The sequence below is a fragment of the Achromobacter sp. NPDC008082 genome, from assembly GCF_042957345.1.
Taxonomy (GTDB): domain Bacteria; phylum Pseudomonadota; class Gammaproteobacteria; order Burkholderiales; family Burkholderiaceae_B; genus Achromobacter; species Achromobacter kerstersii_A.
On sequence record NZ_JBIBIB010000004.1, the window covers coordinates 241,848 to 254,883 of the forward strand.

Annotated in this window: 9 protein-coding genes; 3 read left to right on the forward strand and 6 right to left on the reverse strand. The window is 64.2% G+C overall.

Features of this window, described 5'->3' with window-relative positions; genetic code table 11:
- Window positions 1-61 precede the first annotated feature (61 nt).
- The 5 genes from ACFZAI_RS17380 to ACFZAI_RS17400 all read right to left on the reverse strand — a co-directional run bounded on the left by ACFZAI_RS17380 (window position 62) and on the right by ACFZAI_RS17400 (window position 8,912).
- Window positions 62-589, reverse strand: a complete 528-nt coding sequence (locus tag ACFZAI_RS17380) for a chromate transporter (RefSeq protein WP_391568081.1) — start codon at window positions 587-589, stop codon at window positions 62-64.
- Window positions 586-1,158, reverse strand: a complete 573-nt coding sequence (locus ACFZAI_RS17385) for a chromate transporter (RefSeq protein WP_391568083.1) — start codon at window positions 1,156-1,158, stop codon at window positions 586-588. The genes ACFZAI_RS17380 and ACFZAI_RS17385 overlap by 4 nt, the downstream gene beginning before the upstream one ends.
- Window positions 1,159-1,375: 217 nt before the next feature.
- Window positions 1,376-2,842 (reverse strand): glutamate synthase subunit beta, encoded by a 1,467-nt coding sequence (locus ACFZAI_RS17390; RefSeq protein ID WP_391568085.1) that lies wholly within the window; start codon window positions 2,840-2,842, stop codon window positions 1,376-1,378.
- Between the two features lie 8 nt (window positions 2,843-2,850).
- Window positions 2,851-7,590 carry a glutamate synthase-related protein gene (locus ACFZAI_RS17395; protein WP_391568086.1) on the reverse strand — a complete coding sequence of 1,580 codons (4,740 nt, stop codon included), beginning with the start codon at window positions 7,588-7,590 and terminating at the stop codon, window positions 2,851-2,853.
- Between the two features lie 557 nt (window positions 7,591-8,147).
- Window positions 8,148-8,912, reverse strand: a complete 765-nt coding sequence (locus ACFZAI_RS17400; protein ID WP_391568087.1) for a hypothetical protein — start codon at window positions 8,910-8,912, stop codon at window positions 8,148-8,150.
- Between the two features lie 231 nt (window positions 8,913-9,143).
- On the opposite strand from ACFZAI_RS17400, the gene fghA reads away from it, so the two are divergent.
- From fghA to rpoH, 3 genes are all read left to right on the forward strand, one after another.
- Window positions 9,144-10,010: an S-formylglutathione hydrolase gene (fghA, locus tag ACFZAI_RS17405; protein WP_391568088.1), complete on the forward strand. Its 867-nt coding sequence runs from the start codon at window positions 9,144-9,146 to the stop codon at window positions 10,008-10,010.
- Between the two features lie 98 nt (window positions 10,011-10,108).
- Window positions 10,109-10,798 (forward strand): hypothetical protein, encoded by a 690-nt coding sequence (locus ACFZAI_RS17410; protein WP_391568090.1) that lies wholly within the window; start codon window positions 10,109-10,111, stop codon window positions 10,796-10,798.
- A gap of 128 nt (window positions 10,799-10,926) precedes the next feature.
- The gene (gene rpoH, locus ACFZAI_RS17415) at window positions 10,927-11,811 is read left to right on the forward strand and encodes an RNA polymerase sigma factor RpoH (protein WP_054421064.1); all 885 of its coding nucleotides are present in this window, start codon (window positions 10,927-10,929) and stop codon (window positions 11,809-11,811) included.
- Window positions 11,812-12,139: 328 nt separating this feature from the next.
- On the opposite strand, the gene cpdA is transcribed toward rpoH, so the two are convergent.
- The gene (gene cpdA, locus ACFZAI_RS17420) at window positions 12,140-12,976 is read right to left on the reverse strand and encodes a 3',5'-cyclic-AMP phosphodiesterase (RefSeq protein WP_391568091.1); all 837 of its coding nucleotides are present in this window, start codon (window positions 12,974-12,976) and stop codon (window positions 12,140-12,142) included.
- Between the last annotated feature and the right edge of the window lie 60 nt (window positions 12,977-13,036).

The window sequence follows — 13,036 nt, forward strand, 5'->3', positions numbered from 1 at the left end:
TCAAACCGTGAAAAGATGCGGAACGCGCCGTGGCGGCTCGGCAACAGGAATCAGACCAGTCCTACCCCAGCGCCACAAAAAATATCCCCGCGCCCAGCCCCAACATGATGAACGGACTGACCCGCGTGTACACAAGCGCTGCGGTCGATAACGCCGCCACGGCCCAGGCCCACGCGCCGCCTTCTGCCGCGCGCAAGATCGTGCAAGACGACGCCAGGATCATGCCCGCCGCCACCGGCACCAAGCCCGCTTCAATTGCGCGAATGCACGTCGTGCGCCGGTAGCGCGCCCACACGCGCGCCAGCGCATAGATCAACAGCGAACACGGCAAGAAGATGGCGATCGACGCGGCAACCGCGCCCGCCCAGCCGCCCACATGCCAGCCGATCAGCGTCACCAGCAATGATGCCGGGCCGGGCGTGATGCGCGACAGCGCGAAGTAATCCAGGAACTGCGCGTCGTTGATCCAACCATAGCTGTCGACCGCCTGGCGATGGATGTCGGGCAGGATGCTTTGGCCGCCGCCCACCGTCAAAAACGACAGCGGCGTGAACACCGAAAACAGATCATGCAGCGTCGCCAGATTCATTCGCGCGGCTCCTGGCGGCGGATGCGCGTGTAGGCGATGAAGATCGACAACGGCGCCATCGCACCCACCACCCACAGCAGCGGCAGGCGCAGCAGAAAGATGGCGGTGAAAGTCGCGCCCATGATCGCCGCGGGCACCCAGCCGATCAGCGCACGGCGCGCCGCGCGCAGACCTGTTTGCAGCGACACGCCCACCGCCGCCGCCGCCACGCCGGCCATCGCCACATGCAGCCCGTGCGACTGCGCCATGCTGGCAAATAGCGCCGCCAGCGCAATCGCCACCAGCATCGGCGGCACCGTGATGCCCAGCCCGCCCAGCAATGCGCCCGGCCCGCCGCGCAAGCGGAACCCGATCCAGATCGCCAGGTTCACCACATTCACGCCGGGAAAGGATTGCGCCAGCGCCAGCCCCGACAGGAAATCGGACTCCGACATCCACCGCCGCTGCTGCACGAACTCACGCATCATCCAGCCGCTCAGGCCGCCGCCAAAACTGGTCAGGCCGACTTTGGTGAACGCCAGAAAAATCTGCGGCAGCGTGGGCGGAGCAGCGAGTGTGTCGTGGGACATGTGGGCCAGGAAAGCGCGCGATGGCGCAGGGTTCCCACGTGCGTGCACGCAGGGGAATTCCGCAGGGGTTTCCGCAGGGGATTCCGCAGGAGTTTCCGCGGGGGCGTTGTACGGCCCCACATCTTACGGAAACGAAAATGTCGGCTGCCTGAAAAGCATTCGCCGCCTTGGCGCAGGGGGCGCGAAGGCGGCGAATGGGGTGCGTCAGAACTGAAGATCAGCGCGGCAATTCGCTGCTGCCCATCAGGTAAGCGTCCACCGAACGCGCGCATTGGCGGCCTTCGCGGATGGCCCAGACCACCAGCGACTGGCCACGGCGCATGTCGCCCGCGGCGAACACCTTCTCGACGTTGGTGCGGTAGTCGTCGGTGTTGGCGCGCACGTTGCCGCGCGCGTCGCGATCCACGCCAAAGGCTTCCAGCACGGTCTGCACCGGCGACACAAAGCCCATGGCCAGCAGCACCAGGTCGGCCTTGATCTCGAACTCCGAGCCTTCGACTTCGCGCATCTTCATCTGGCCGGTGGCTTCGTCCTTGAACCACTCGACGCGCGCGCCGACCAGCTTTTCGACCTTGCCATTGCTGCCCTTGAGCAGCTTGGTGGTCACGGACCAGTCGCGGTCGCAGCCCTCTTCGTGCGAAGACGACGTGCGCATCTTCAGCGGCCAGTACGGCCACGTCATGGTCTTGTTTTCGGACTCGGGCGGCTGCGGCATCAGTTCGAATTGCGTGACCGAGGCCGCGCCGTGGCGGTTGCTCGTGCCCACGCAGTCGGAACCCGTATCGCCGCCGCCGATCACGACCACGTGCTTGCCCTTGGCCAGCGTCTGGTTGGTCAGGCGGTCGCCTGCGACGGCCTTGTTCTGCTGGCGCAGGAAGTCCATGGCGAAGTACACGCCCGACAATTCACGGCCCGGCACCGGCAGGTCGCGCGGGGTTTCCGAACCGCCGGTCATGACGACCGCGTCGAATTCCGCCTTCAGCGATTCCGGCGTGCGCACCGTCAGGCCATCGGCCACGGGGTCTTTCGGGTTGCCGATGTACGTAGACGGCGCAAACTCCACGCCTTCGGCTTCCATCTGCGAGATGCGGCGGTCGATCTGGTGCTTTTCCAGCTTGAAGTCGGGGATGCCATAACGCAGCAGGCCACCGATGCGGTCGCTCTTTTCGAACAGCGTCACGGAGTGGCCCGCGCGCGCCAGCTGCTGCGCGCACGCCATGCCGGCGGGGCCGGAGCCCACCACCGCCACCTTCTTGCCCGTCTTGCGCGCCGGCACCAGCGGGGCGACCCAGCCTTCGGCCCAACCCTTGTCGATGATGGCGTGCTCAATGGACTTGATGCCCACGGCGTCGCTGTTGATGTTCAAGGTACAGGCGGCTTCACACGGCGCCGGGCAGATGCGGCCCGTGAACTCCGGGAAGTTGTTCGTGGAGTGCAGCACGTCCAGCGCGCGGCGCCAGTCCTGCTTGTAAACCAGGTCATTCCAGTCGGGGATGATGTTGTTGACCGGGCAGCCGTTATTGCAGAACGGGATGCCGCAGTCCATGCAGCGCGCAGCTTGCTGCTTGGCCTGGTCATCTGTCAGGTGCAGCACGAATTCGCGCCAGTTCTTCAGCCGCTTCTGCGGGGCCTCGGAGGCCTCCTGCAGACGCTGAAATTCCATAAAGCCGGTAATCTTTCCCATGGTATCCCTCACGCAGCCAGTTGTTGCTGGTTGGCTGCACGCCACATTTCACCCAATGCGCGACGGTAGTCCGTCGGCATGACCTTTACGAATTTGCCGCGCGAGGCTTCCCAGTCGCCCAGGATCTCGCGGGCGCGGTAGCTGCCGGTGTAGCGGAAGTGGTCTTCCACCAGGCGGCGCAGGATGGTTTCATCCGTCTCGCGTTCGCCACCGCGCTGCGCGCTGTGCCAGATGTCGATATTGTTCAGCGCTTGCTGCTCTGCATGCGGCGCCACGCCTTCCAGTTCAACCATCGACAGGTTGACGCGGTGCTTGAGCGTGCGCTCCGGGTCCCACACATAGGCCACGCCGCCCGACATGCCGGCTGCAAAGTTGCGGCCCGTGGCGCCCAGCACCACGACCGTGCCGCCCGTCATGTATTCGCAGCCGTGGTCGCCCGTGCCTTCGACGACCGTCGCCGCGCCCGAGTTACGCACCGCGAAACGTTCGCCGGCCACGCCGTTGAAGAACGCTTCGCCTGCGAGCGCGCCATACAGCACGGTGTTGCCGGCAATGATGTGGTCGGGGCCGAAGCCGCGGAAGTCGTTGGGCGAGCGCACGATGATGCGGCCGCCGGACAAACCCTTGCCGACGTAGTCGTTGCCTTCGCCCACCAGGTCCATCGTGATGCCATGCGCCAGGAACGCGCCGAAGCTTTGGCCGGCGGTGCCGTTGCATTGGATGTGGATGGTGTCGTCCGGCAAGCCGTCATGGCCGTAGCGCGAGGCCACGGCGCCCGACAGCATGGCGCCGATCGTGCGGTTGCGGTTGCGCACCGGCACAATGAACGACACCTTTTCGCCACGTTCCAGCGCGGGGCGGCTGCGGTCGATCAACTGGTGATCCAGCGCGCCGGCCAGGCCGTGATCCTGCTCTTCGGTCTGACGCACGTCGGCGTCCGATTGCGTTTGATGGAACACGCGGGCGAAGTCCAGCCCTTGCGCCTTCCAGTGCTCAACGCCCGAACGCATGTCCAGCAGATCGGCGCGGCCGATCAGGTCGTCAAACTTGCGGATGCCCAGCTGCGCCATGATTTCGCGGACTTCTTCGGCAATGAAGAAGAAGAAGTTCACGACGTGTTCCGGCTTGCCCTGGAATTTCTTGCGCAGGACCGGGTCTTGCGTGGCCACGCCCACCGGGCAGGTGTTCAGGTGGCACTTGCGCATCATGATGCAGCCTTCAACGACGAGCGGCGCCGTCGCGAAACCGAATTCATCCGCGCCCAGCAGCGCGCCGATGACGACGTCGCGGCCGGTCTTCATCTGGCCGTCGGCCTGCACGCGGATGCGGCTGCGCAGGCGGTTCAAGACCAGCGTCTGTTGCGTTTCGGCCAGGCCCAGTTCCCAAGGCGTGCCCACGTGCTTGATGGACGACACCGGGGATGCGCCCGTGCCGCCGTCATGGCCGGCGATCACGACGTGGTCGGCCTTGGCTTTGGCCACACCGGCCGCCACCGTGCCCACGCCCACTTCGGACACGAGCTTGACCGACACCGAGGCCTTGGAATTCACGTTCTTCAGATCGTGGATCAGCTGAGCCAGGTCTTCGATGGAATAGATGTCGTGGTGCGGCGGGGGCGAAATCAGGCCCACGCCCGGCACCGAGTAACGCAGCTTGGCGATGTATTCCGACACCTTGTGGCCGGGCAGCTGGCCGCCTTCGCCGGGCTTGGCGCCCTGCGCCATCTTGATCTGGATCTGGTCGGCCGACGACAGGTATTCGGCCGTCACGCCAAACCGGCCCGACGCCACCTGCTTGATCTTCGAGCGCAGCGAATCGCCCTTCTTCAGCACGACGTCGGCTTCAATGCGGTCCGAACCCAGCAGCGAGGCCAGCGTGTCGCCGTCCTTGATGGTGCTCTTGCCTTCGCGCATTTCGGCGCGGTAGCGCAGTTCGTCTTCGCCGCCTTCGCCCGTGTTCGACTTGCCGCCGATGCGGTTCATGGCAACGGCCAGCACCGAGTGCGCTTCGGTCGAAATCGAACCCAGCGACATGGCGCCCGTGGCGAAGCGCTTGACGATGTCCTTGGCCGGCTCCACGTCATCCAGCGGGATGGCGCGCGACGGCTCGAAGCGGAATTCGAACAGGCCGCGCAGGGTCATGTGGCGACGGCTTTGGTCGTTGATGATCTGCGCGTATTCCTTGTACGTGCGGTAGTTGTTGGCGCGCGAGGCGTGCTGCAACTTGGCGATGGAATCCGGCGTCCACATGTGCTCTTCGCCGCGCACGCGGTAGGCGTATTCGCCGCCTGCGTCCAGGTCGTTGGCCAGCACCGGGTCGGTGCTGAAGGCGGCGCGATGCTGGCGCAGCGCTTCTTCGGCCACTTGGAAAATGCCGATGCCTTCGATGTTGGACGAGGTGCCCGTGAAGTACTTGTTCACCAGGCTGCTTTGCAGGCCCACGGCTTCGAAGATCTGCGCGCCGGTGTAGGACATGTAGGTCGAAATGCCCATCTTGGACATGACCTTGTTCAAGCCCTTGCCGATCGCCTTGATGAAGTTCTTCACGGCCTTTTCGGGGTCATTCATCTTGCCCAGCGATTCCAGCGCCAGGTAGGGGTGAATGGCTTCGGCGCCGTAGCCGCCCAGCAGCGCGAAGTGGTGCACTTCACGGGCCGAACCGGTTTCAACGACCAGGCCGGTGTTGGTGCGCAGGCCGGCGCGGATCAAGTGCTGGTGCACGGCCGAGGTGGCCAGCAGCGCGGGGATGGCCACGCGCTCGCTGTCGACCAGGCGGTCCGACACGATCAGGATGTTGTAGCCGCTTTGCACGGCATCGACGGCGCGCGCGCACAGCGCGGCCACGCGGGCTTCAATGCCCTCGGGGCCCCAGGCGGCGGGGTACGTGATGTCGAGTTCGAAGCTGCGGAATTTCTTGCCCGTGACTTGCTCGATGTCGCGGATCTGCGCCATGGCGGCGAAGTCCAGCACCGGCTGGGACACTTCCAGACGCAGCGGCGGGTTGACGTTATTGATGTCCAGCAGGTTGGGCTTGGGGCCGATGAACGACACCAGCGACATCACCAGCTGTTCGCGGATGGGGTCGATGGGCGGGTTCGTGACCTGCGCAAACAGTTGGCGGAAGTAGTTGTAGAACGGCTTGGCGCGGTCAGACAGCACGGCCAGCGGGGCGTCGTTGCCCATCGAGCCGATCACTTCTTCGCCGGTGGACGCCATGGGTTCCAGGATGAACTTGTAGTCTTCCTGGGTCCAGCCGAAGGCTTGCTGGCGGTCCAGCAGCGACACGGCCGATTGCGTGGCGACGGCCACCTGGCGCGGCGCGGGCAGCGATTCCAGCTTGATCTGCAGGCGTTCGATCCACTGGCGGTACGGGCGGCTGTTGGCCAGTTGCAGCTTGATCTCGGCGTCGTCGATGATGCGGCCTTGTTCCAGGTCGATCAGGAACATCTTGCCCGGCTGCAAGCGCCACTTCTTGACGATGCGGTTTTCGGGAATCGACAGCGTGCCAGCTTCGGACGCCAGGATGACCATATCGTCATCGGTGACCAGGTAGCGGGCGGGGCGCAGGCCGTTACGGTCCAGCGTGGCGCCGATCTGGCGGCCATCGGTGAAGGCGACCGCGGCGGGGCCGTCCCACGGCTCCATCATGGCGGCGTGGTATTCGTAGAACGCGCGGCGGGACTCGTCCATCTGCGTGTGCTGTTCCCAGGCTTCCGGGATCATCATCATCATGGCGTGGGCCAGCGAGTAGCCCGAATTCACCAGCAGTTCCAGGCAGTTGTCGAACGTGGCGGTGTCCGACTGGCCTTCATAGACGATGGGGTACAGCTTCTTCAGGTCGTCGCCCAGCACGGCCGACTGCATCATGCCTTCGCGGGCGCGCAGCCAGTTGAAGTTGCCCTTGACCGTATTGATTTCGCCGTTGTGGGCAATCATGCGGTACGGGTGGGCCAGCGGCCAGGCGGGGAACGTGTTGGTCGAGAAGCGCTGGTGCACCAGCGCCAGGGCGGACACCGTGCGGGTGTCGGCCAGGTCGCGGTAGTAGCGGCCAACCTGGTCGGCCAGCAGCAGGCCCTTATAGACCACGGTGCGCACCGATGCCGAGGGCACGAAGTATTCCTTGCCGTGGGCCAGATGCATGTTCTGGATGGCGTGGCTGGCGGTCTTGCGGATCACGTACAGCTTGCGTTCCAGCGCGTCCGGCACCATCACGTCAGCGCCGCGGCCGATGAACAGCTGGCGGATGACGGGCTCGCAGTCGCGCACGGTGGGCGACATGGGCATGTCGACGTCCACCGGCACATTGCGCCAGCCCAGCACCACTTGGCCTTCCGCGCGCACCGAGCGTTCCAGCTCTTGCTCACAGGCCAGGCGCGAGGCGGTTTCCTTGGGCAGGAACACCATGGCCACGCCGTACTCGCCCGGGGGCGGCAGGATGATGCCTTGCTGGCTGAGCTCGTCGCGGTAGAGCGTGTCCGGAATCTGAATCAGGATGCCCGCGCCGTCGCCCATCAGCTTGTCCGCACCCACGGCACCGCGGTGGTCCAGATTTTCCAGGATCTTCAGACCCTGCTGGATGATCGCGTGGCTTTTCTTGCCCTTGATATGCGCAACAAAACCAACGCCGCAGGCGTCATGTTCGTTCTTGGGGTGGTAGAGCCCTTGAGCCGCAGGCAGACCGATGCGGCTGGCATCGATAGGGGTCGCCTTGGGGGTGGGACAGGATTCGATCGGGGTAATTTGGGGCATGGCGCGCTCCGCAGTGAGCCTGCGTCGTAATGTTGCAGTGCAGGAGACGGACAATACCCCCGCCGCAAGTAGGGTGCAACTGAAATAATAGGGGTGTGACCCTATTTATATTAATGCTCCATCATAGGGCATAAATATAGGGACATAACAATGGCCGCGCCATTATTGGCTTGGCAACGAGGAGCTTTGAGCCGTTACCGCCAAAGTGTAGTGAAATCCCTATTTATGGCTTCATCTGTCCCCAAAATAAAGCGGTAATTTGCTGCGGAATATCAACCTCGCCTGTGGCGAAAACTGCACAGCTTCGCTGGAATCTGGGGCGCTCAGGCGCCCAGGCGCCCAGGCGCCCAGGCGCTCATGTGCTCAGGTGCAGAGGCACACAGCCGCACAGGTGCACAGGCGCATAGGCGCGCAGGTGCCCATGTGCTCAGGCGCGCAGGTGCTCATGTCCTCAGGCGCAATGCTCGGACCGCTTCCAAATGAAGGGTCTCACCGCCGGCGGATCAAGCCTGCCGGCAAATGCTGCGAAAAACCCGCCGGGAAGGCGGGTTCGGGTATCAGGATGACGTCGTGGGCGTTGAGCTCGTCGGCGCAGCCGGGGAGGCTTCCGCGTCAGTGGACGCAGGGGCGGCCGGTTTCTTGCGGGGACGGCCGCGCTGGCCGGGGGCCACGCGCCGGCTGGCGGTATGGGCCAGGCTGGCGATGAAGCTCGCGCCGCCCAATGCCCATTGACCCGACACGGCTTGGTCAATGCGCTGCGATTCTTCGCGCGACAGGCCGTCGTGCAGGCGTTTGCGGTAATTGGCTTGGCGGTCGAATGGCGTGTTGCCGCAAGCCCAGTAATCCGCGTGATCGGATTGCCACTGGGCGGGCGCTGCCGTCGTGTTGCCGGTGTGGCTGGCCGCGGACGACCAGGGCCAGGAATCAGGGTCTTGTGAAGCGCCGCTGCGTACCGGGTACGTTTCCAGCCAGACCAGCGCCGGCAATACCCAAGCGCCCGGCTCCAGCAGCGCAGAGCGGTAACGCCCCGCGAACACCCGGCCGCCACGCAAGCGCGCCGCCAGGTTGCGGCCCAACGTTTGCATCAGCCGGGGCAGGCCTTCTTCGTCAGCGGGCGTCGCCAGCAGCAAGATGCGGTCATTGGCAAGCAGCCAGCCGTGAACCGACACGCGATGGCGTTGAGCGGATTCGCCCAGCCACGTGGCCAGTTGGTTCAGGATGTCGGCGGGCGCTGGTTGCGACGGCGCGGCCAGCGGCGAAATGAAGTTGGCCTGCACCAGTTGGGGCAGCCCGGGGGCGTACAGACGGGGCAGTCGGGCCATAGTGTCAGGGCTTGCGTATCTGGAAGAACGGGTTGTCTTCGCTCACGGTATATAAATAGTGCCACGGTAGGCGCTGGTCAAGTCCCGTGATCACAAATTGGGCACGGAATCCATTTTTTTTGTCATTCGGCCGCTTTCGAGTGCAGGTTAACATTCGGCGACGGAACGTCGTACCGTGGATATACCCTAACCCGTCGACGTTTTTTTCACCCCCCTGACCGGAGAAAATCCATGCCCACGGCCTTGGAGCTCATTTCCCAGCATCGCTGCTTTGGCGGTACGCAGCGCTACTACCGCCATGAGTCCGCCCAGATCGGCCTGCCCATGCGATTTTCGGTTTACGTGCCGCCGCAGGCCGACAACGGCCCCGTGCCTGTGCTGTTCTATCTGGCGGGCCTGACCTGCACCGAAGAAACCTTCATGATCAAGGCGGGCGCCCAGCGCCTGGCTGCTGAACTTGGCGTGATGCTGGTCGCGCCTGACACCAGCCCGCGTGGCGCGAATGTGCCGGGCGAAGAAGAAAGCTGGGATCTCGGCACGGGCGCCGGCTTCTATGTGGACGCCACCACGCCGGCCTGGCGCGACCACTACCGCATGTACAGCTACGTCACCGATGAACTGCACGGCATCGTCACGGGCGGCACCCTGCCCGGCGACGCGTCCCGCACCGGCATCTTCGGGCACTCCATGGGCGGTCACGGCGCATTGGTGCTGGCGCTGCGCAACCCCGCGAAGTTCCGTTCGGTTTCCGCGTTTGCGCCCATCGCCGCGCCCAGCCAGTGCCCGTGGGGCAAGAAGGCTTTCGGCGCCTACCTGGGCGACAACCCCGCCGAGTGGGCGGCTTACGACGCGTCGGCGTTGATGCGTAGCCTGAAGCGCCCTTTCCCAGGCGGCATCCTCATCGACCAGGGCGAATCCGACCAATTCCTGGCTGAACAGTTGTATCCCGAGGTATTCGAAGCCGCCTGCGCCGCCGCCGATCAGCCCTTGACGCTGCGCCGCCAGCCCGGCTACGACCATGGCTATTACTTCATCTCGACGTTCATCGAGGATCACATCCGGTTTCACGTCGAACGGCTTGGAAAACCGGCGGGCTGAAGACACCCTTCTATACTGGGTAGCCTGCCGCGGCAGGCTCGCGGCGCCCTGGGCGCGACGGGCTGAAACCCGCGGCGCTCTGAATAGGAACGCCTGATTTGATCAACGGTATCGCTCCCTTTGTCTGGATTCTTCTGGGCGCCGTCGTCGTCTTCCTGCCGGGCATCGTCATGCTGCTGGGCCGCGGCGGCCCGCGCGACGAGCGTGGCCGCAAGATGTTCCAGTTCCGGCCGATGCGCCGCCTGTTCGGCTTGATGCTGGTGCTGCTGGGCTGCGTGTCCGGCTTGCTGGCGTTGTCGCTGGTGCAGTTTTACCGCCTGACCACCGATGAGTCCGTGGCTCGCGTTGAAATCGCCCAGCAGGCGGAAGGCCAGTTCCAGCTTACGACCACGGCCCCCGGCATCGGCCCTAAACAATATGTGCTGTACGGCGACCAATGGCAGATCGACGCGCGTGTTGTGCGTTGGAAGCTGCCCGCGCTGATGGCGGGCGTGCCGCCCTTGTATCGGCTGGAGCGCTTGTCGGGCCGCTACAGCGATGCGGCGCGCGAAGCCTCGGCCACGCGCTCGGTCCACGCCTTGGACGACTGGCCCGCGCCCGACTTGGGGTCGCTGAAGAAAAGTTTTCCGAACTGGTTCCCCTTTGTCGATGTCCAATTTGGCAGCGGCGCCTACATGCCCATGTTTGATGGCGCCAAGTACCAGGTGTTTATGGACCCCCGCGGCGCCTTGTTCATCCGTCCGGACGGCGACGCTACGGCAGAAGGGTTAAAGCGTCTGGGCTGGTAAAAATATATGGGGACGCGTCATGGAATGGAAACTTTGACGCACCGCAATAGTCGTATTAGCACTCCCTTTACTAGAGTGCTAACATCGAATCCATGTCGTTATCCCCTTGCTTTCCGGAGACCCCCGCTATGAAACAACCCAGTACCTCGTTGGCCGCTTCCGGCAACGCTCTGGCGTTGGCCATTGCCAATCCGGGCGCACTTGGCACGATCGACGCGTATATCTCTTCGGTCAACCGGCTGCCGGTGCTGTCCGCCGAACGCGAAACCGAGCTGGGCCGCCGCCTGCGTGACCAGGAAGACCTGGGCGCTGCGCGTGAACTGATTCTGTCCCACCTGCGTCTGGTGGTGTCCGTTGCCCGCCAGTACCTGGGCTACGGTTTGCCCCACGCTGACCTGATCCAAGAAGGCAACGTCGGCCTGATGAAGGCCGTGAAGCGTTTCGACCCCGAGCGCGGCGTGCGCCTGGTGTCGTTCGCCGTGCACTGGATCAAGGCTGAAATCCACGAATACATCATCCGCAACTGGCGTTTGGTCAAGGTGGCCACCACCAAGGCCCAGCGCAAGCTGTTCTTCAATCTGCGCAGCATGCGCCCCGACGGCCAGACGCTGGACCCTGAACAGGTCGATCACATCGCGCGCGAACTGAACGTGCGCCGCGAAGATGTCAGCGAAATGGAAGTGCGCCTGTCCGGCCGCGACATGTCGCTGGAAAATCAGGACGACGATGACGACAGCTATGCGCCCATCGCCTACCTGTCCGACGACGGCCGCCAGGAACCGACCCGCGTGCTGGAACGCGCCGCGCGCGATCAGTTGCAAAGCACGGGCTTGACCGGCGCGCTGGATGCGCTGGACGCCCGTTCGCGCCGCATCGTTGAAGCGCGCTGGCTGCAAGACGATGGCGGCGCCACGCTGCACGAATTGGCGCAAGAGTTCGGCGTGTCTGCTGAACGCATCCGCCAGATCGAAGCCGCCGCGCTGAAGAAAATGCGCGGCAATCTGGCGGCGTAATCCGCCGGGGTAGAACCTGCACGAGGTACGCAAGAAGGGCCGCTCGCAAGCGGCCCTTTTCTTTTGTCGTGTTGGCTGCGCACCGGGGTTGCGGCGTTGTGCATCGATTTGCAGCCCCGATGGATCAACAATAAATTGATACAAATTCAGGCTCAAATTTCTGCGGATTGCAGAAACTTAATGGGGATCGGCCCGACTAACTTCCTGTAGACCGCGAACTTCGGTTAGCAGTCTTGTCATCCGTCTCGGCTTCTCCTCTTTCCCCTCCCCTATGAGACGGATGCTTGCGGGGCACCACATATATGTCATATATCTGGTGCCCCGTTTTTTATGCGGCTTGCGCGTTGTCTGGCGCCAGCGCCGTATGCCACAGCGCGTCCTGCACGCGACGCACGCCCGTGGCCATCGACCCATCCTGATAGAGCTTGATCCAGCGATAGCCGGGCGCCATGTTGTCGACCACGTGTTTGCCGTCGCGAATGCTGAACTGAAAGCAGGTGGAAGGCGTGGCCAGCATCCGCAGGTTATGGCGGCGGCGGTCGAATTCGTGATGCACATGCCCCCACAACAGCACCCGCACCTGCGGCCAGCGCGTCAGGCGTTTGAAGAGCGCCTGCGGGTTGTCGATCATCATCGAGTCATGCCAATGGCTGTCGATCTGCATGGGGTTGTGGTGCATCGCCACCAGGGTGTGGCGGCCGGGCGCGTCTTGCAGCGCCGCTTCCAGCATATCGAGCTGGCTGTCGGGCAAATGGCCCGCGTTGGAGCCGGGCACGGTGGTGTCCAACGTGACCACGCGCCATGCGCCTACGTCAGTCACGGGCGTTGACCACTGCGGCAATTCCTGGCGCATCACCGCCGGCATGTCGTGGTTGCCCGGCAGGCAGCGGATCTGCGCGCCGGCCAACGAACCGGCCTCGCCAAGAATGGCGGCAAAGCGGCGATACGCCGCGGCTTCGCCATCTTGGGACAAGTCGCCGGTGGCCAGCAGCAGGTCGGGATGCTTGCCGTCGGCCTCGATCTGGCGCAGCACCGCGCGCAGGCTCGCATCGGTATTGACGCCCAGCATCGCGACGTCGGGTTCGCCGAACAAATGGCTGTCAGTCAACTGGACGAGCATGGCGGGGGCGTCGTGACGCCGGGCCAGGGAATGGACGCGGGGCAAGTGCCGCTCCTGCAAAGTTTGCACGATTGCACATTACCCAAAAAACATCGCACGGCGCGT

Bases quoted from the DNA above. Each gene is read 5' to 3' on its own strand.
- ACFZAI_RS17380 (WP_391568081.1), bottom strand. From the start codon at position 589: ATGAATCTGGCGACGCTGCATGATCTGTTTTCGGTGTTCACGCCGCTG.
- ACFZAI_RS17395 (WP_391568086.1), bottom strand. From the start codon at position 7,590: ATGCCCCAAATTACCCCGATCGAATCCTGTCCCACCCCCAAGGCGACC.
- ACFZAI_RS17390 (WP_391568085.1), bottom strand. From the start codon at position 2,842: ATGGGAAAGATTACCGGCTTTATGGAATTTCAGCGTCTGCAGGAGGCC.
- ACFZAI_RS17400 (WP_391568087.1), bottom strand. From the start codon at position 8,912: ATGGCCCGACTGCCCCGTCTGTACGCCCCCGGGCTGCCCCAACTGGTG.
- rpoH (WP_054421064.1), top strand. From the start codon at position 10,927: ATGAAACAACCCAGTACCTCGTTGGCCGCTTCCGGCAACGCTCTGGCG.
- fghA (WP_391568088.1), top strand. From the start codon at position 9,144: ATGCCCACGGCCTTGGAGCTCATTTCCCAGCATCGCTGCTTTGGCGGT.
- ACFZAI_RS17385 (WP_391568083.1), bottom strand. From the start codon at position 1,158: ATGTCCCACGACACACTCGCTGCTCCGCCCACGCTGCCGCAGATTTTT.